The following is a 20,069-nucleotide window of genomic DNA, read 5'->3' as shown; positions in this document are numbered from 1 at the left end:
GGTCAACTGCGTGGCGGATAGAGCCCCTGAAGCGCGATGATGAAATTCAAAGTCAGATAGGGCTGCATGTTGTTGTGCGACTGCCCGCCGCCCGCTTCGGGCATCGCCTCATATGCCAGGTCGACCTGATTGGAGTCGGTGTCGGTCTGGTAAAGAGTGTCGAAGCCGGTGTTGCCAAGCGTGGTCGAAGAGCTCGGGGTGCTTGTATCTGCAAACTCGGTGCTGGCCATGGCCGTATGGGTGTGATTGGGAAGCTGCGCTTCGGTGAGTGTCACCTGTTCACTGCCCCCGCGCTGCCCAAGGCGGCGGGAGGTCAGGCCCGGGCCGCGTCCGGGGTGCATCGGCGCGCGCCCTTGCAAATTCGGCAGCGCCGTTGTGCTGCGGCCATCGCCGCCATAGGTGGTGCCGATCAGCGAAAACAGGGCGGTGTTCTGGGCGATCGGCAAAAGCTGACCATTGCAGAACGCCCAGCTGCGTGGTGCAAAATTCCCGGCAAAGATCCGGATTTCAGCGATAAAGGGTTCAGACATTTTCGCCTCCTAGTGTCGGCTCGGGTAGATGCCGAACAGCGCCACGATGAAATTCACGCACAGATAGGGCATCAGGTTGGTGTGGGATCGCGATCCACCCGTGTGGGTCACCATCTGCGACGACATCTGCGCAAACGGGTCGGAGGTCGTGTAGTGGTTGATCCCGGCGCCTGCCGCCAGCACGTTGTCCTGCGGGCTGACCAACTCCGCAAGCGCTGTGGAGGCCTGCAGCGGATGTGTGTGGCTGGGCAATTGATTGACCGTCAGTGTGACCTTTTCAGCGCCGCCCTTCGCGCCCAGCCGGCGGGGGCTGAGCCCCGGGCCGGTTCCCGCGTGGACCGGCAATCGCCCCCGCATGTCGGGGAGGCCAAATGTGGTGCGGCCATCGCCGCCGTAGATGGTGCCATAGAGGGAAAACAACGCGTCGTTCTGCGATACCGCCAGCAACTGCCCATCGCAGAAGGCCCATCCGCGGGGGGCGAAATTGCCCGCAAACATGCGGATTTCACCTACAAAGGGTTCCGACATCCTGTGTCCTTTCGTGATCAGTTGCGCGACGGGAACAGCCCTTGCAGGGCAATGCAGAAGTTGACCGCGAGGTAGGGCTGCATGTTTTCATGCGCCTGAGATCCGCCAGTATTTGTGATGGAGCGCAGGCCGACCAACGTCCCCGCATCGGCAGAGTGGTAGGCCGCATCCGGTGTTGCCTCTGCGCCGAGGAGGTGCCCGGCCGGAGTGGTCGCGTTCCCCGCCGCCGATGAGGCGCGCGCGTTGTGTTTGTGAGCGGGCATTTCACTGACGCTCAGCGTCGAGGTCTCCTCGCCACTCCTTTCACCAAGCCTGTGACCCTCACCGACGTGCAGCGGGGTGCGGCCGCGCAAATCGGGCAGCGCAAAGGACGTGCGCCCGTCGCCGCCATAGGTGGTGCCCAACAGCGAATAGAGTGACTGGTTCTGATTGATCGGCAGGATCTGCCCGTCGCAGAAACCCCAGCCCCGGGGCGCAAAATTAAACCCGACAATGCGGATCTCAGCGAGAAATGGTTCTGACATAATCTCCCCCAAGGCGCGCGTTCCTAGTGTGGTTGAAACCGATTGAGATCCCGTGGGTGTGCCTAAGATGCCCCAAAGGTTGAGTTTGAAAATGCGCCTCTGTGATTCTTCGAAACTCACATAAGTATCGTCGCTTTGGCAATAAAAATATTCCTGTGGTTGATTTTGTGTCGTGTTCCCGTTCAGCCGGTGCATGCAGTTGCGTTCGGCAAGGCGCGCCGGGATGTAAGGGTGTCTTTTAAACGTAGATGTGTGTTAATATCATGAAATAATTCATATAATTATCAAACTGAGGCCCCCGCGCCGGTTCTTGACCCGCTGTACGCCACCTTCGCCGAAGTCTCAGGTCGCGCGTGTGGTAGTTGTTTGGCCTATATTTTTGTGTATATAAGTGCCTATGGTTGTTATTTTTATTTGACGTCGATTAGAAGCTCGCAGACGTCGGTATGTAAATTATACTTGTTTTGAAATTTCTCAAAATCTAGTGGTGGGTGTAATTTGTTTCGCGCATGGGCGCCTCCTTCCTGCGTGATTGGCAGTTTGAAAACGGATTGGTCATGGTTGAGTTTAGGAACGGCGGCACGCCCGGGGTCAGTTGCAGCGACAAGGCAGGTTTGGATTCTGGTCATCTCACGGCCAGACCCCGGATTGCAAAATGGCTCTGCGCGCTCGGCTTGTTTCTGGCCCTGTCGCTTGGCCTGATGCCACAGGCCGCGCTGGCATCCTTCACCGATTGTCCGGCGAATACGGTTTCGAATGACGATCTGATTTTGAATCTGACTGAGGACGAATGCACCTACGAAGGAGGCGCAGACTTCCCCACTATTTTTTCTCAAGATTTCATACTGATTCAGGCAGACGACGGGTCGGCCACGAACTTTAGGATAAATGACCCGGCAAGTGATGCGCGCGATCTGGTCTTATCGGTAAACAACGGAAGCTCTCAGAAGACACTTGATGCGGGTGACCCTACCCTGAACGGAGTCGATTGCGCAGCAGGATGTACTGTGAGCGGCTCGCACGGCGGTGCAGCTTTCAGCTTCAGCTACACCGCGTCGGGCGGGGCTGGCGCGATCGATGGCGCGCCAGAGATCGACGATCTCAGCTCATCCACCGGCAATAGCGTGGCGGATGGCGGCACCGACACGATTGCAACGGCCATCAACAGCGGCACCCCGACCACAATCACCTATGACGTCAGCAACAGTGGGTCGGAAACATTGACGCTGTCGGGCCTGACGCTGGGCACCCCGACCAATGCGTCATTCGGCTCCACCTCCATCGATACCGCCTCCGTGGCATCGGGCGGCACGGAAACCGATGCCATCAGCATCACCTTCACCCCCAGCTCCACCACCGATGGCGCGACGTTCACGGTTCCGTTCAGTTTCACCACCAACGACGCCGATGACGGCACGGATGAAACCACGTTCAATGTCACCATCTCGGGCACGATCAATGCCGAAGCCGAGATCAGCGACCTGACCTCCTCGACAACCAACACGGTTTCGGATGGTGGCAGTGATGCGCAGGGCACGGTGGCGTCGGGCAGCGCGCAGACGCTCACCTATACGATCACCAACACCGGAACCGCGGACCTGACCGTGGCCACGGCGATCTCATCCGGTGCGAGCAACGTCACCGTAAATTCGATCAGCGCGCCCGGGAGCACAACCGTCGCCGCGGCGGGCGGCACCACGCAGTTCAACGTGCAATACACGCCGACGGCGGCGGGGGCGTTCTCCTTTGGTCTGTCTTTCGTCAACAGCGACGCGGACGAAGATCCCTTTAATTTCACCGTGAGCGGCACGGCGACGGAGACCCCCGGGTTCAGCCAGGCGATTGCGCCGGGGACGATCCTGGCGGATGGGACGGCGACGGTGACCTTCACCATCGACAACAGCGCCAATGCAACGGCGGCGACGGCGCTGGACTTCAGCAACACCCTGCCCGCGGGGGTGGAGGTTGCGGCGACGCCCAATGGCTCCACCACCTGCACCGGCGGCACGCTGACGGCGAGCGGCGGCGGCAGCACGATCTCCTACACCGGCGGCACGGTGAGCGCGGGCGCCAGCTGCACGGTGCAGGCGGATGTGACCGCGGCGACCGACGGCAGCTACAGCAACACCAGCGGCGATCTGACCTCAAGCCTGGGCAATTCCGGCACCTCCAGCGCGTCGCTGACGGTGGCCTCGCCGGAGATCGACCTGCAACGCCCGGCGGCGACATCGCTGGCGGATGGCGCCTCCGATGCGCAGGGCAGCGTGGCGGTGGGGGTGCAGCAGGTGCTTACCTACACGGTCGAGAACACCGGCAATGCGACCCTGACCCTGAGCGGCACGCCCGCCAGTGCGGCGGCGAGCAACGTCAGCGTGGACAGTATCTCCGCCCCGGGCACCAGCAGCCTTGCGGCCAGCGCCAGCACCACCTTCACGGTGGCCTATACGCCAACGGCGGCGGGGGCGTTCTCCTTCGAGCTGGACGTGGACAGCGACGACGCCGACGAGGGCACCTATGACCTGACGATCAGCGGCACGGCGACGGAGGCTCCTGCGTTCAGCCAGGTGATCGCGCCGGGGACGATCCTGGCGGATGGGACCGCGACGGTGACCTTCACCATCGACAACAGCGCCAATGCGACCGCTGCGACGGCGCTGGATTTCTCCAACACCCTGCCCGCGGGGGTGGAGGTTGCGGCGACGCCCAACGCGTCGACCACCTGCACCGGCGGCACGCTGACGGCGAGCGGCGGCGGCAGCACGATCTCCTACACCGGCGGCACGGTGAGCGCGGGCGCCAGCTGCACGGTGCAGGCGGATGTGACCGCGGCGACCGACGGCAGCTACAGCAACACCAGCGGCGATCTGACCTCAAGCCTGGGCAATTCCGGCACCTCCAGCGCGTCGCTGACGGTGGCCTCGCCGGAGATCGACCTGCAACGCCCGGCGGCGACATCGCTGGCGGATGGCGCCTCCGATGCGCAGGGCAGCGTGGCGGTGGGGGTGCAGCAGGTGCTTACCTACACGGTCGAGAACACCGGCAATGCGACCCTGACCCTGAGCGGCACGCCCGCCAGTGCGGCGGCGAGCAACGTCAGCGTGGACAGTATCTCCGCCCCGGGCACCAGCAGCCTTGCGGCCAGCGCCAGCACCACCTTCACGGTGGCCTATACGCCAACGGCGGCGGGGGCGTTCTCCTTCGAGCTGGACGTGGACAGCGACGACGCCGACGAGGGCACCTATGACCTGACGATCAGCGGCACGGCGACGCAGGCCCCCGGGTTCAGTCAGGCGATCGCGCCGGGGACGATCCTGGCGGATGGGACGGCGACGGTGACCTTCACCATCGACAACAGCGCCAATGCAACGGCGGCGACGGCGCTGGACTTCAGCAACACCCTGCCCGCTGGGGTGGAGGTTGCGGCGACGCCCAACGCGTCGACCACCTGCACCGGCGGCACGCTGACGGCGAGCGGCGGCGGCAGCACGATCTCCTACACCGGCGGCACGGTGAGCGCGGGCGCCAGCTGCACGGTGCAGGCGGATGTGACCGCGGCGACCGACGGCAGCTACAGCAACACCAGCGGCGATCTCACGTCGAGCCTGGGCAATTCCGGCACCTCCAACGCGTCGCTGACGGTGGCCTCGCCGGAGATCGACCTGCAACGCCCGGCGGCGACCTCGCTGGCGGATGGCGCCACCGATGCGCAGGGCAGCGTGGCGGTCGGGGTGCAGCAGGTGCTGACCTACACGGTGGAGAACACCGGCACCGCGACCCTGACCCTGAGCGGCACGCCCGCCAGCGCGGCGGCGAGCAACGTCAGCGTGGACAGCATCTCCGCGCCGGGCACCAGCAGCCTTGCGGCCAGCGCCAGCACCACCTTCACGGTAGCTTATACGCCAACGGCGGCAGGCGCGTTCTCCTTCGAGCTGGACGTGGACAGCGACGACGCCGACGAGGGCACCTATGACCTGACGATCAGCGGCACGGCGACGGAGGCTCCTGCGTTCAGCCAGGTGATCGCGCCGGGGACGATCCTGGCGGATGGGACCGCGACGGTGACCTTCACCATCGACAACAGCGCCAATGCGACCGCTGCGACGGCGCTGGATTTCTCCAACACCCTGCCCGCGGGGGTGGAGGTTGCGGCGACGCCCAACGCGTCGACCACCTGCACCGGCGGCACGCTGACGGCGAGCGGCGGCGGCAGCACGATCTCCTACACCGGCGGCACGGTGAGCGCGGGCGCCAGCTGCACGGTGCAGGCGGATGTGACCGCGGCGACCGACGGCAGCTACAGCAACACCAGCGGCGATCTCACGTCGAGCCTGGGCAATTCCGGCACCTCCAACGCGTCGCTGACGGTGGCCTCGCCGGAGATCGACCTGCAACGCCCGGCGGCGACCTCGCTGGCGGATGGCGCCACCGATGCGCAGGGCAGCGTGGCGGTCGGGGTGCAGCAGGTGCTGACCTACACGGTGGAGAACACCGGCACCGCGACCCTGACCCTGAGCGGCACGCCCGCCAGCGCGGCGGCGAGCAACGTCAGCGTGGACAGCATCTCCGCGCCGGGCACCAGCAGCCTTGCGGCCAGCGCCAGCACCACCTTCACGGTAGCTTATACGCCAACGGCGGCAGGCGCGTTCTCCTTCGAGCTGGACGTGGACAGCGACGACGCCGACGAGGGCACCTATGACCTGACGATCAGCGGCACGGCGACGGGCAGCGCGGAAATCGGCGTCGGCTCCTCGAGTGGGGGCACTCTGGAGGACGGTGATACGGATACGATCCCCGGAACCCCAAGCGCGGGTTCGGCCAATGTCATCACCTACACGTTCACCAATTCCGGGTCCGATACGCTCAACATCACGACACCGACCGTTGCCGGAAATATTTCCAACGAAACCAACGTTGTGGTGAACGGTTTGACGCTGGCGTCAAATACGGTGGCGAGCGGTGGTGGCACCACGACGCTTGAGATTTCCTATACGCCGCAAGCCAGCGGGGTCTATAGTTTCGATCTGCAAGTGGCCAATGACGATGCGGATGAAAGCCTGTTCAACATCACGGTGGCCGGGACCGCGAGCGGGACGCCGGAAATCGAGGTGTCCTCCTCGGCCAGCGGGGCGCTGAGTGATGGCGGCACCGACAATATCGCAGGAGCGATAACCCCCGGCACCGCCACGTCGGTCACCTATACCATCACCAACAGCGGCACGGATGTTCTGACCCTTGATGCGCCGTCGGTGGCCAGCAGCATCAGCAATCAGAACAACGTGACTGTTGACAGCCTGTCCCTGGCGGCAACAAGCGTTGCCAGCGGCGGCGGCACCACCACATTGCAGGTGGACTATACCGCCACCGCAGGCGGCGCCTATGGGTTTGATCTGAGCCTTGGCTCTGACGACGCGGATGAGGACCCGTTTGACATTTCCGTCACGGGCACGGCGCAGAGCGTGGCCAGCGGGCTGTCGGTCCAGTCAGGCTCCGGCCAGGTGGCCGAGGTCGGCGTGCAATTCACCGCGCCTCTTGTTGCGCTGGTGACTGATAGCGGCGGCGCTGGCGTCGCCGGGGTCGATGTGACCTTTGCCGCGCCGGCGAGCGGTGCTTCGGTGGTCTTTGCCAGCACCGGGACACGGACCGAAACCGTCACCACCGGCTCTGACGGCACGGCGACCAGCTCTGCGATGACGGCCAATGAAACGGCGTCCAGCTATGCCGGTGGATCGGCGCTGACCTCCTATGATGTCAGCGCAAGTGCAACCGGCCTCAGCACTGTCAGTTTTGCGCTCACCAATGACCGGGATGCAGAGGCGGATATTCAGAAAACCCAGGAAGTGATTGCGGCCTTTGTCTCCAACCGCGCCAATACCATCGTGTCCAATCAACCGGATCTGGTGTCGCGACTGACGCAAGGCGGGTTGGCGCGGCAGCAGGGGCGCAACGGGTTTGGGTTGCGCGCCACCTCAAACGGCAGATCCGCGACGTTCCGTTTCAGCCTGCGCGCGCTGCTGGAGGAAGCACGCCGCCGCAATGACGGGTCGCGCTGGCGCGAGTCGCTCCGGACCGCTGAGGCGGGCGCAGAGGCCGCGGCGGAGGATGTTATGGCGGCGCGGGATCCTGCGCTGCGGTTCAGCGCCACGGACCCTGCCGGGTCGGAAACGGCGGAAGCGGATGCCCCGGCCTCCGCGCCCGTGATCGCCTCGGGATGGGACCTCTGGGCCGAGGGCACCTATGCGGTGACCGAGAACGGCAACTTCGAGAGCCGCTCCGGCCTGTTCTTTGCGGGCGCGGACTACCGCTGGTCGGACAAGGTTGTACTGGGGGTGATGGGGCAGCTGGATATCACCGACGAGGACAATGGCGCCGCCGGAACCTCGGCCAGCGGTACAGGCTGGATGGCCGGGCCCTATGTGGTGGTGCGTCTGGACCAGAACCTCTATCTCGATGTTGCGGCGACCTATGGGCAATCCTCCAACACCGTCAATGCGCTTGGGCTGTTCGAAGATGATTTCGACACCGAGCGGTTCCTGTTGCAAGGCGGGCTGACCGGGGATTTCAAACTGGATGCGCACACCACGATCAGCCCGTTTGCGCGGCTGACCTACTACTATGAAAAGCAGGAAAGCTATACGGATACGCTCGGCCGGGTGATCCCCTCGCAGGACTTTGACCTGGGGCGGTTCGAGTTCGGGCCCAGGATTTCCTGGCAGCTGGACTTGGACGGGAACACGCAGCTGTCGCCATACCTGTCGTTCTCGGGCATCTATGATTTCAACAAGTTGCAGGGGGCCAATCCGACGGACGCCACGCTGGCGTCATCGCAATCGAATTTCCGGGGCCGGCTGGAGGCCGGTGCAACTTTTGTGGTGCCGGATCGCGGGATAAAAGTCGCGGTCGAAGGGTTCTACGACGGGATCGGGGCGTCGGATTTCGAATCCTATGGGGCCAGCCTGAACATTCACATCCCGTTCTGACGCCCGGGCGGTTTGGAACGCGCGCTGCCCTGCGTCGGTGTCCCGGGTGGTGACGAACCAGCGCGTGGAGGCGGGCAAAGCCCATCGGGGCACCGTCCGATACTGCATCCCGCCGTTGCGGTGACAGAGGTCGTCGGTTCAGTCCAGAGCACTGCCGGATCGCGTAAAAAAGTACCAGGGGGGCTATCCATTTTTACCTGAAGCACGGCCTCTGACTGCGCGGCTCACCGGTTGGTGGGAGGGGCTGCCTGGTGCTGCGATGGCACACAGGCCTGCTTTCGAAAGCGGTCAGAGGCACCTGAACGGAGGCAACCGATGCACTAGTGCCAGCTTCTCGAAGTTATCATCCCACTCTCTGATTGACATTGATGAGCGGCGTGTTCTGATCGGCTTGCCTGACGGAAGGTGTCAAATCGACAGGGCAACCGCACTCAAAAGCGCGCGCGTCAACACAGGGGCAGAGCTTTTGCGGATAACTCTCCAGGGTAACTCACGATCAATCAGCCTTGTGGCTTTGCCCATTATCAGTGGGCTTTGGTTGACAATAGGCGTGGGCGTCATTGGTGTATTGACCCCCAACTATTCGCATGTCGACCAGTTCATGAGTGCACTCGGTGCTGCAGGTGCCCCTCTGGCGACATGGGCCAACTATGCCGTCTTCATACCGACAGAGATTTGGATTCTGGCGTTCTTCGCAAGACTGGACGGTTGCTTCCCAGGCAGCAGGACAAAGCGAATCTCGATCTTAGTTCTATCCGCTTACGCCATCCTTTTGATACTCGCTGCCGTTCTGCCTTGTGATGCGGGGTGTGATAGTCGAGGCCACGACCAGACCATGACAAATACGTTGGTCCATATTGCTCATATGGCAATTGCGGTGACGTCTTATCCGCTTGCGCTGATCGGTTTGCTGATCTTCCGTTTGACTGCCCCTCCAAGTTCGCTTCTGCGGCGCTTGGCACTGCCAGCTACAATCATCGGCTTCTGTTTGTTTTTCACAATTTTCTTGATGCCAGAAGTACAGGGGTTGTCCCAACGTCTCCTCGAAGCGTGGATCTACTTCCAATTTATATCGCTGGGACTATTTGCGGCTTCGATCGTGCCTCACAACTGACCTTCCTGCGCGGCGCAGCATTGGTCAAAGGGTGTTCAGACCGGACCTGCGTCGCGCGTTGTCGGAAGGCAGTGTTTGATGGTGGCAAGTGCGGTTCGGCCCACGTGGTGTAAACCTTTCTGGCGAAACAGATGGCCGCGGCGCGCCGTCGCGCATCAGCGCTCCGGTTTGCCGACACGAGGTCTCCGCCCTCGAGGCAGGACCCGGTGGCTGCCGCCCTTGCCGCCGCTGTCAGTCCCGGCTGGCGCGACCGTATCGCGGGTCAGGGCGCAACCTTGTGATTGGGCGAACCGCTGACGATGGTGCCTCCGACCGACGTCGAACAGCCAACATAGGCCACCGGCATGCCGTCATCGCGGGATTGGCCGGAGCCGGATGTAATCACCGCACCGCAGCTGGTCTTGTCGCCGACCCGCGCAACCGGGCGGCCATCGATCACCGCACTGCCACCGCTGACGATCTGGCATTTGCGACAGCGCGGGCAGGCGTGGGTGTCTCCGACACGGGCTACAGGTTGCATGCAACGTCTCCGACAAGCTCTCCAGGCATTGGGATCACTCCTTCTGGCTGAGGCATTCTTCAACCAGGGGCAGGGCGTCCCGCGCGGCGTTCTGCAAGGTCGGAACCTGGGCGCTGCCACTGCCGCCCATGCTCACCGCGCCCTTGAGGTTGATGCTGCCCGCTTCGAGGGTGATGCCGGATGCATCCAGCGTGATCTTGCCGCCGGGCCCTTTGATGACGAATTTCTCGAACGCCATCAGCGTGTGCTTGGCGGTGTTGTTGGTGATCGACTCGGTCACGTTCAGGGTGGATTTCCCGAACACGGTTTCCTCGTGATTGCGGCCGATCTGGACCAGGTGATCGGCATAGATGTCCTGCTTGTGGATGTTGCCCACCACATGCACATGGTCCTTGCCGTATTTCTCCTGCTGGTCGCGCCCGACCTGATAGGTCACATCCTGCCCGATCGTCTCGCGCTGGTCGCGGCCCACCGACATGGTTTCATCCTGGCCGACCGTCTGTGTCCGGTCGCGACCGATGCTGTTGCTTTCGTCCCGACCGATGGTCTTGGAGCGGTCGTTCTCGATGACGATCTCCTGATCCTTCTGGCCGTGCATGTAGATCAGCTCCTGATCCCGCTCGTCCTCGAAGGTCAGCTCGTTGAAGCCGCTGCCCTTGTGGGTGTCGGTCTTGAACACCGATTTGGTCTTGTTCGCGGGCAGGGGGTAGGGGGGCTTGTTGCGCCCGTTGTAGACACAGCCCGTGACCAGCGGTTTGTCGGGATCCCCTTCGAGGAATTCGACCACCACCTCCATGCCGATGCGCGGGATCACCATGCCGCCCCAGCCTTGCGAGGCCCAGTTCTGGCTCACCCGGCAGCGCATCGAATAGGCTTTCTCCAGATCCCAGTGGAAATGCACCAGGATGCGCCCGTGTTCGTCGCAGTCGATTTCTCCCTCGCCGACCACCACGGCTGTCTGCGGGCCCTGCACGATGGGCAGCGGCGTGATCCGCGGGGGCACCATCGGGGCGGCCACCGGCATCAGGCGATATTGCGCCGTGAAGGGGCGGTCGTGGCTGTGATCGCTGCTGACGGAGCCATAGGCCTGGCTCACGAAACAATAGCGCGCGCTGAGGCAGAGATGCTCTCCGCCGTCGCCGGGCACTGCATCGCCACCGCCCAGGGGCACCACCAGACCGGGTTTCAGCCCGACGATGTCGCCGGCCGCCGCGTGCCGGGCGTCATGGCCGCGTTCCTCTTCGCAGCGCAGCTGTGCCACCGTCTTGCCGCGTCCGAGGTCCAGGTAGTCACCGGGGTAATCATAGGCTTCGATCTGGCCCTCGGCATATTGCGCATCCCCCATGCGGTCGGATTCCATCGCCGCCATCGGGGTCTTGAAGTTGTAGTCCATCAGCCGTGTGGCGCCGGTGGTCAGGCGCCGCTCCGGTCCCCAGGACCAGAAATGCTCGCCCTGCACGCCACGGTTTTCGGCGGTGCCGAAATAGGGCCGCTGGGCCAGCCGGTCATGGCTGCCGACATCATCACTCAGCACCAGCGTGTGCTGGCCATCGCCGTGGCGGAAGCTGAAGGAAATGCCGAAACGCTCCATCAGCCGACGGGCAAAGGCCAGATCGCTTTCGCGGTACTGCACGGTGTATTCAAGTTCGGGATAATCCGCCGTCAGCGCCACATCCAGATGCGGGCTGCCCAGATGGGCGTAATCCGCCAACAGCTCCTGAAGGATCTCCACAACCGTCTTGTTGTGAAAGATACGCTGGTTGCGCCGTTTGTCGGCGAGCCAGATCCACGGTTGCAGGCGCAGGTCATAGCGCCAGCCGTTTTCGCCGGGACCGCGCCAGCGTACTTCGGTGATGATCCCGTCAAAGGGCACCGGCCCATCGGCCCCCGCCAGGGTCACGGTGGCGTGGGTGCCCAGCAGCGCGTCGAAATCAAGATCATCACGCGGTGCCAGTGCCTCGACGGTGAAGTCGAACAGCTCGTTTAGCGCCTCGCTGCCGTCAAATCGCAGCAGCACCAGCGCATCCGGACCAAGAACAGTGTTGAACCGCCCAAGCCGGGCGTCCTGGACAAAAACATTCATAAAGCAAAACCCTAAAAGTTGTATCCGAACCTATGGGCTTCAGCCTCAGGGTCAAGGGGGGATGGGGCCTTCGCGGCGGGGAAATTTTGCCATCGCGCCGCGAATACGCGGCGTGCTGCCGACCCGGGGACACTGGGGCGCGATCCCCGAGGGGCCGGAAATCGGCTATTCCGCGATCAGCGTTGGGATTTCACCGCCGCGGTTGCGCGCGGGCGTCGCCGCGGCAGGCGGCGCCGAATGACGGCATACATGTCGGCAAAGGGACGCAGGTAGATATTGCGGATGTCGGAGGCATGCGCCTCGGTCTGCGACAGGCCGAACGTCAGCTCTGTATCGGGTTCGGACAGATGCAGCGACCCGAACAGCCAGTCCCACAGCGCAAAGGCAACGCCAAAGTTCTTGTCGTAGTGGCGCTTGGCGCTGGAATGATGGATCTGGTGCTGCGCCGGGGAAATCAGCAGATGTTCCAGCCAGGGCCAGTATCTGATCGAGATATGGGAATGCCGCAGGTTCGAACCGGCGACATGAAACACAAAAGAGAAAACGCTGACCCCCAGCACCGTCACCAGATCGACGCTCGGGCCGAACAGGAACAGAAAGCTCGCCATGACGCTGCCCTGCACAAAGGCGGTCCGGAACGCGTAGAGCACGCCCTCCAGCGGGTGCACGCGATAGACGGTCACCGGGGTCATCGTTTCGGCGGAATGATGGACCTTGTGGATCGCCCACAGCAACGGCCATCGGTGCATCATGCGATGCAGGACGTATTTGGTGAGATCGTCCATCAGAAAGATGGTGACGGTGAACAGCACCGTGACCAGCGCCACGGGGGCGCCCGAAAACAGCTCGCGATGCAGCACGGGCAGGTCGAGCAGCAGATAATAGACGGCGGTGGCAATTGCCAGCTGCGACAGCAGCAGCGGCGAGATGAACAGCGTGAAAACCCGGTTGATCACAAAGATCTTGTAATCGGCCCGTGCCGAGGCGGACCACAGAATGCTGCGATCAAACACCTTTTGCAGCGCATCCCGGAACGAGCATCGGCGCACGGCCACCAGCCACAGGATCGCGATCAGGATTGCGGCCAGAAGATAGCCGACAAAGATGCGTTTCTTTGGGTCGTGAAAATCCGAAAATACGTCGCCGAGATGACCGAGAAACTCCACGATGCAACTCCCTGGGCTTATGGTGCGGCGCGCTCACGCAGGCGCGTTCCGGTGCGGATGTCGTCCTGCACGCCGGTGTCCCATGCGGCGTCATCTGCGCCGCATGGGAGAGGCTTTGATCAGTCGGATTCCGCCGACGCGTTGGTGCCGAGCTTTTCAGCCAGATCCGCCAGTCCGGCGGTGGCGTCATTGGCGCGGGACTCAATGCCGAAGGTGTCGATCATGGCCTTTTGGACCTTCAGCATGTTGACCTGGTAATCCTCAAAGGACATCTCGCGTTCGCGCAGGAAATTGCCGTCGGCGTCGATGTCCGACACCATCTTGCCATCGGGCATGGCCGGGCCAAACCCGACCAGCCAGTTCAGGTCAAAGGCCGTCGCGCCAAGGTTGTTCTTGCCCGACTGAAGCGCCATGCTGAAGCCCTTCAGCTCGCCCCAATGCTTCACGTAGGCACGCAGCGCTTTTTCGTCGGATGCGTCGGATTTCAGCGCTTCGAGGTCATTGTAGACAGAGCCTGCATATTTGAAGACGGCCTCTGCGATGACCTTTTCCCAGTTGCTTTCGATCACCTCGGCATAGGATTTGAGCTCGTTGCGCTGCGCGTCGGTCAGCGCCTCGCCCTCGGCAGAGGCGATCAGGGCGCGCCCGTCGCGGAAGGCGGCAAAGATGGTTTGCAGATAGCTGGTGGATTTGGTGCCACCCTTGTCGGCGCCAGCGGCATAATAGGCCGGACCAAAGACCATTTCCGTCTTCAGGTCGACAACCCCGTCACCATTGGCATCAGCCGCCGCGAGATCGGTTTGCTTGGCGATCGCATAGGCCTGCTGCGGGCTCAGGCTGGCGGTATGCGCCGGGGCGCCGAAATAGCCGAAGGCTTCGTCCCAGGAATGTTCCTTGCCGGTGTAGGCGGCACCCTCGGAATAGGGCTGATCGTTGGGTTTGGTGTCGGCGTCCAGTTTTTCGTCCAGGTAGTTGTCGACGGCCTGGTTGTAAGCCATTGCACCCAGCGTGAACTTGGAAATCAGCTGAGCCCAGTCGTAGCCGTTGACCGCGTCATAGCCCTGTTCCGCGGCCGCAGCGTGGCGAATCATCTCGCGCGCAACCTCGACGCCGGATTTGTTGCCCGGCCAGGCCAGCATGGCGCCGCTGTAGAATTTGCCCGCGATGTTCTTGCCCGACGAAATCTCGTTCACTGTGGACTGCTTGACTGGGAAACCGTCCTTGGAAGCGGGGGCGACGATCTCCAGATCGTCATCGGAGCCTTCGAAATAGGCCAGCAGCATTGCTTCGAGCTGCGCGGCATTGTTGCCACCATCGCCCTTGCCTGCGAGCTTTTTCAGGCTGTCGTGCAACACGTGACGGGCCACCTGCCCGGAATAGGACACCGAGTTTTCGGCGTCGCCGCTGTAGCCTTTCACCGTGACCGGGAACGGGCCGTAGGCGTCACTGGCCATGGCAGCCGTGCCGATAAAGCTGGCAACCACCAGGCATGTTGTCGCTTTGAGCGTTGACGCGATCATAGGGATCTCCTCCAGTATTTTGGTCTCGGCGGGGGCCGATTTGTTTTTCAGAGTGTTTTTGTCAATTAATGACCGCAAACGTCAAGGGGGTCCGTCGTGCCGAGGCGATTTTCTCGAATTTCGCACTTGGAAGCGCGTCACACCGCCCGGGCGGCATGGCGCGGGGCGTGTCGCAGCTGTGTGAAACAAAGTGGGGCCACCCCCTTTCGGGAATGGCCCTGACAGGTTTCAGGCAAAGGGGGGGCGACGTGTCACTCCGCCGGGTGCGCCTTGGGGTCTTCGACCACCACGTTCTTGTTGGTCGGATGCTCATCCTTGTGAAACAGCGGGTAGATGAACAGGAAGGCGGCCGCGATCAGGTAACCACCGGAGACGCTGGTCAGCTCCGGCCAGTGCAGGCTGGCGCCATGGATGATGCCAAGCGCCGACATCGCCGCCGCCGCCAGGGCAAAACCACCCGCGTTGCGGAAGTTGCCGTCGATGACGCTGGCGACGATCGCGCCCCAGATCAGGCCGGTGAGGATCGCGCCCTGGGACAGCGACAGGTGGCCACTGAAATGCGCGCCCTGCTGCAACAGCGCCGCCGTCAGTGCCTCATCGCCCAGCTGCGGCACGCCCGCAACGCCCACCGCGCCGAGCGCCCCGATGAGCGAGCCCCATTTCACCATCAGGAAGGCCGAGACATGCGGCATCATCGCGATGGTGACGGCGGCCATATGCTCGGTCTTGACCGAATGGGCGGTATTGGTGATCAGGCTCAGCGCCACAAAGACCAGCACGGGTGCGGCAGCAGCCACCGGGATCAGGTTGTTGAGGAAGGCGAGCAGGCCGAAGATTGCCGCCAGCGGAATCACCGTGCCAACACCGATGATATAGCCCGCATGTGCGCCCATGCGCTTGTAGGCCGGGTGGCCGATATAGGCGGTGGTCGGGAAGGGCGAACCGAAGACCGCACCGATCATGGTGCCGACCCCGTCGGTGATCTGGCAGGTCGCCACCGGGTAATGGTCGCCGGCGCTCTCGGCGCTCTCGACGTTGTTCATGGTCTCGATGAAGTTGTAGATCTGCACCGGCACCAGCACCAGGAACAGCTCCGGGTTGGCAAACAGGTACTGGATACCTGCAATCAGGTCGCCGACATAGGGCAGCGGCGGATAGAAACCGATCCCCTCGACGTTGATGGTCGAGGTGCCAAGCGCCAGCGCCACCACGGTGCCGACGATCAGCGCCAGCAGGCCGGCGGGGATGTTGTAGGGCAGGCGGAAGCGGCCCACGAGACCCCAGAGGATGATGATCATCGAGGCAAAGCCGATAAACGGGTTTTCAAACACGGTGGCCAGCGGCACCGAACCGATGAACACCAGCGCAATGCCGCAGAGCGTGCCAAGCATGCCCGCCCGCGGGGTCACGCGTTTGAGCCAGGGGCCGATGACAGCGCCCAGGGCGGCGACGATACCGCCCATGAAGCCGGCGCCGATGCCCACCTGCCAGGCCAGCAGCGGATCATTGGTGGCCCAGTAGATCGGCCCGATCACGCCAAACAGATAGACAAACATCACCGGCGTCGAAATGCCGTAGGGCAGGGCGGTCACGTCGCGCCCGTGTTGCGCCGCCGCGCGCTTTGCCAGCGCCACATAGACCGCGATCCCGGCCAGGATCGCCACTGCCGCACCGGGCACGATGCGGCCATAAACGATCTCGGCAGGCATCTGGAACACAAACTGGCAAATGCCGGCCAGCACCATCAGGTTGATCAGATTGTCGGTGAACAGCGCCCAGAACGCGCTGAAGTCGCTGCGGTGAAACAGCTTGTAGCTATAGCTCCCATCCCTCATGGGGACCTCCCTTGGTAGCCCGGCAGATGTGGCTGGTAACTCCTCCCGCCACAGCAACCGGTGATGCGTTACTGCGCCGCGAGATGCGACACAGCGTCCCCGAATTCGGGGTGACATGCGGCAGTTTCAGAGGTCAGCGCCGTGATCACTTCTGCCGCAACCTGTGCGGCGATCACGGCTGGCCGCTTGTCGCGGCTACCGCCTGCCCCGATGGGGCAGATCAGATCTGCGACAGAGAGCCCGTCGCAGTGGTCTTGGGTCCAGCTGGCGAATTTCGCCCGCTTGGTGGCAGAGCCGATCATGCCGACATAGGCTGCATCGCCCCGTTGCAGGGCGGCAGAGGTCAGCAGGAAATCAAGCCCGTGGTCATGGGTCAGTACGATGAAGGCGCTGCCGGGGGCCGCGTTCATCACGTCGATTTCGGGGATTGCGCTCTGGCGGCGCTCGACCTGCGCGCGGGACTGGTCCAGTTCCTCCTCGCGCTGGTCGATCAGCACCGCGCGCACCGGCAGATGCTGGAACAGATCCGCAAGCGCGCGGCCCACATGGCCCGCGCCGAGGATATAGACGGCGGGCAATTCCGCGTCCTGTGCCTCTGCTTCGCGCAGGGCGGCCTCCTTGTCGCTGGTGCTCATCCGTGTGAGGGCGATCTCCACCCGCCCGCCGCAGCATTGGCCGATCTCGGGGCCAAGTGGTACATCCATATGGTGCGACAGGTTCCCCGCCGCCAGCAAATCCCGCGCCGCCGCGATGGCAAGATGCTCCAGCTGGCCGCCGCCGATGGTGCCAAAGAGGCTCTCGGCGCGCACATACATCTCTGTGCCCATGTTGCGCGGCGAAGACCCCCGCACCCGCGTCAGCCGCAGGCTGGCCACCGGGCCGGGCGCGTCGAGAAACTGGCGAAGGCGCTCTGCCTGCATGGCCTCACCCTCCGGCCTTCAGCCGTTCAACGGCCATCAGCACGCGTTCGGGCGTGGCGGGTGCCTCAAGACGCGGGCACTCGCGATAGTCGGCAACCGAGGCCACCGCCATCGACAGCGCCTCCAGCACCGAGATCCCCAGCATGAAGGGCGGCTCGCCCACGGCCTTGGAGCGTTTGATGGTCATCTCGCGGTTTTCCGACCAATCCGCGAGCTTCACGTTGAAGCTGCGCGGCCGATCCGAGGCCAGCGGGATCTTGTAGGTCGACGGCGCATGGGTGCGCAGGCGCCCTGCATCATCCCACCACAGCTCCTCGGTGGTGAGCCAGCCCATGCCCTGAATAAACGCGCCCTCAACCTGGCCCTTGTCCAAGATCGGGTTCAGCGAGCGGCCCACGTCATGCAGGATGTCGGTGCGCTCCACCCGGTATTCCCCGGTGAGCGTGTCGATGGCGACCTCGGAACAGGACGCGCCATAGGCGTAATAGTAGAACGGCCGTCCCTTGCCCGCCGCGCGGTCCCAGTGGATCTTGGGCGTCTTGTAGAACCCTGCCGCCGACAGATGCACCCGCGCCATATAGGCCTCGCGGATGAAGGCGGCGAAGTCCACCACCTCCTCGCCGATGCGAATGTGGTTGGGGCCAAAGCTGACCGCGCTTTCGGCCACGCCCCGGCTCTCGGCGGCAAATTTGACCAGCCGCGTCTTGATCTGTTCGCAGGCATCCAGCGCCGCCATACCGTTGAGGTCGGACCCGGAGGAGGCCGCCGTGGCAGAGGTGTTCGGAACCTTCTCCGTGGTGGTCTTGGTGATCTTGATGCGGTCGAAATCGACCTGAAACGCCTCGGCCACCACCTGCGCGACCTTGGTGTTCAGGCCCTGCCCCATCTCGGTGCCACCGTGGTTCAGATGGATCGAGCCGTCGTTGTAGATGTGGATCAGCGCACCGGCCTGATTGTACCACGTGGCGGTAAAGGAGATGCCAAATTTGACCGGGGTCAGCGCGATGCCACGACGGATGATGCCGCCCTTGGCATTCTCGGCAATGATCGCCGCGCGGCGTGCCTGATAGTCGGCGCTTTCCTCCAGCTCCTCGACAATGCGACCGATCACATTGTCCTCGACCTCCTGATGATAGGGGGTGAGGGTGCGACCATCGCCGGGTTGGCCATAGAAATTGACCTTGCGCACCTCCAGCGGGTCCTTGCCCAGTGCATAGGCGATCTCCTCGATCATCCGTTCCGCTGCAACCACACCCTGCGGGCCGCCAAAGCCGCGAAACGCGGTGTTGGACACGGTGTTGGTCTTTTGCGGGCAGGAAGTCAGGCGGACGTGGGGGTAGAAATAGGCGTTGTCGGCGTGGAACAGCGCGCGATCCGTCACCGGGCCGGAGAGGTCAGAGGAATAGCCGCAGCGCGCAGCAAACTGGCTGTCCACCGCCTGAATGCGCCCTTCACCGTCAAAGCCCAGATCATAGTCGATCACAAAATCATGCCGCTTGCCGGTCGCGGTCATGTCCTGATCGCGGTCGGGGCGGATCTTGACGGGGCGGTTCAGCTTCTTGGCGCCAAGGGCGGCGACGGCGCAGAACAGGTTCATCTGGCTTTCCTTGCCGCCAAACCCGCCGCCCATGCGACGCACGTTCACCACCACCGCATTCGATGGCACGCCCAGCACATGAGACACCATATGCTGCGCCTCGCTCGGGTGCTGGGTGGAGCAATGCACGATCACATCGTCATCCTCGCCCGGAATGGCAAAGGCGATATGGCCCTCGAGGTACATGTGATCCTGCCCGCCGACTGTGACGCGGCCCTGCACACGGTGCGGCGCTTCGGCCAATCCAGTCTGCACATCGCCGCGCTCCAGTTTCAGCGGGTCGGTGACCATCGGCATGCCGGCGTCGCGGGCCGAAATCGCATCCAGCGCGTGGGGCAGCACCTCATAGTCGACATTGGCCAGCTCCGCCGCCCGCCGTGCCGCATCGCGGCTCTCGGCGATCACCGCAAACAGCGGCTGGCCGTGGAATTCTACCTTCTCGGTCGGAAACACCGGCTCGTCATGCTTGCCGGTGGGGCTGACGTCATTGACGCCGGGGATGTCCTCGGCGGTCAGCACATCGACCACGCCCGGCGCGGATCGCACGCGGCTTAGATCCATGCCGCGGATGTTGGCATGGGCCACGGTGGAGACCCCGAGATAGGCGTGCAGGGTGCCTGCGGGTTCCAGAATGTCATCGGTGTAATCGGCCCGGCCCTGCACCTGTTTGATGGCGCTGTCGTGCTTGAGGTCCTGATGGGCGGCGCCCTTGATCTCGGTGCTGATGTTCAGATCTTTCATGGTCCTGTCCTCCC

Annotated in this window: 12 protein-coding genes; 2 read left to right on the top strand and 10 right to left on the bottom strand. The window is 63.3% G+C overall.

Annotation, left to right across the window (positions count from 1 at the left end; all coding sequences use genetic code 11):
• Positions 1-2: 2 nt before the first annotated feature.
• From ACXAF5_RS14540 to ACXAF5_RS14530, 3 genes are read right to left on the bottom strand one after another with little or no spacing between them, the layout of a single operon-like run.
• Positions 3-530 (bottom strand): phage tail protein, encoded by a 528-nt coding sequence (locus ACXAF5_RS14540; RefSeq protein WP_474947131.1) that lies wholly within the window; start codon positions 528-530, stop codon positions 3-5.
• Between the two features lie 9 nt (positions 531-539).
• Positions 540-1,058, bottom strand: a complete 519-nt coding sequence (locus ACXAF5_RS14535; RefSeq protein ID WP_474947130.1) for a phage tail protein — start codon at positions 1,056-1,058, stop codon at positions 540-542.
• Between the two features lie 17 nt (positions 1,059-1,075).
• Positions 1,076-1,582 (bottom strand): phage tail protein, encoded by a 507-nt coding sequence (locus tag ACXAF5_RS14530; protein WP_474947129.1) that lies wholly within the window; start codon positions 1,580-1,582, stop codon positions 1,076-1,078.
• Between the two features lie 1,007 nt (positions 1,583-2,589).
• On the opposite strand from ACXAF5_RS14530, the gene ACXAF5_RS14525 reads away from it, so the two are divergent.
• Both ACXAF5_RS14525 and ACXAF5_RS14520 read left to right on the top strand, forming a co-directional pair.
• A complete protein-coding gene (locus ACXAF5_RS14525) occupies positions 2,590-8,559 on the top strand; it encodes a DUF7933 domain-containing protein (RefSeq protein WP_474947128.1) in 5,970 nt (1,989 codons plus the stop codon).
• Positions 8,560-9,067: 508 nt separating this feature from the next.
• Entirely contained in the window at positions 9,068-9,673 is a 606-nt protein-coding gene (locus tag ACXAF5_RS14520; protein WP_474947127.1) for a DUF998 domain-containing protein, read from the top strand.
• Between the two features lie 262 nt (positions 9,674-9,935).
• On the opposite strand, the gene ACXAF5_RS14515 is transcribed toward ACXAF5_RS14520, so the two are convergent.
• The 7 genes from ACXAF5_RS14515 to xdhB form a co-directional block, all read right to left on the bottom strand.
• Positions 9,936-10,193 carry a PAAR domain-containing protein gene (locus ACXAF5_RS14515; RefSeq protein WP_239320345.1) on the bottom strand — a complete coding sequence of 86 codons (258 nt, stop codon included), beginning with the start codon at positions 10,191-10,193 and terminating at the stop codon, positions 9,936-9,938.
• A 34-nt stretch (positions 10,194-10,227) separates the two neighbouring features.
• On the bottom strand, positions 10,228-12,276 hold the full coding sequence (locus tag ACXAF5_RS14510) for a type VI secretion system Vgr family protein (protein WP_239362493.1): 2,049 nt from the start codon (positions 12,274-12,276) through the stop codon (positions 10,228-10,230).
• 176 nt (positions 12,277-12,452) lie between these two features.
• On the bottom strand, positions 12,453-13,442 hold the full coding sequence (locus ACXAF5_RS14505; protein WP_474947126.1) for a sterol desaturase family protein: 990 nt from the start codon (positions 13,440-13,442) through the stop codon (positions 12,453-12,455).
• A gap of 119 nt (positions 13,443-13,561) precedes the next feature.
• The gene (locus ACXAF5_RS14500) at positions 13,562-14,962 is read right to left on the bottom strand and encodes a DUF4856 domain-containing protein (RefSeq protein ID WP_474947125.1); all 1,401 of its coding nucleotides are present in this window, start codon (positions 14,960-14,962) and stop codon (positions 13,562-13,564) included.
• 251 nt (positions 14,963-15,213) lie between these two features.
• On the bottom strand, positions 15,214-16,797 hold the full coding sequence (locus ACXAF5_RS14495) for a xanthine/uracil/vitamin C permease (RefSeq protein WP_239362486.1): 1,584 nt from the start codon (positions 16,795-16,797) through the stop codon (positions 15,214-15,216).
• A gap of 68 nt (positions 16,798-16,865) precedes the next feature.
• Positions 16,866-17,717, bottom strand: coding sequence for a xanthine dehydrogenase accessory protein XdhC (gene xdhC / locus ACXAF5_RS14490; RefSeq protein WP_474947124.1), 852 nt, complete (start codon positions 17,715-17,717; stop codon positions 16,866-16,868).
• A 4-nt stretch (positions 17,718-17,721) separates the two neighbouring features.
• Positions 17,722-20,055: a xanthine dehydrogenase molybdopterin binding subunit gene (gene xdhB / locus ACXAF5_RS14485; RefSeq protein ID WP_474947123.1), complete on the bottom strand. Its 2,334-nt coding sequence runs from the start codon at positions 20,053-20,055 to the stop codon at positions 17,722-17,724.
• Positions 20,056-20,069: the final 14 nt, after the last annotated feature.

It is taken from the genome of Epibacterium sp. ABV4_022 (assembly GCF_056159345.1).
This window is presented reverse-complemented; position numbering and strand designations above follow the sequence as displayed.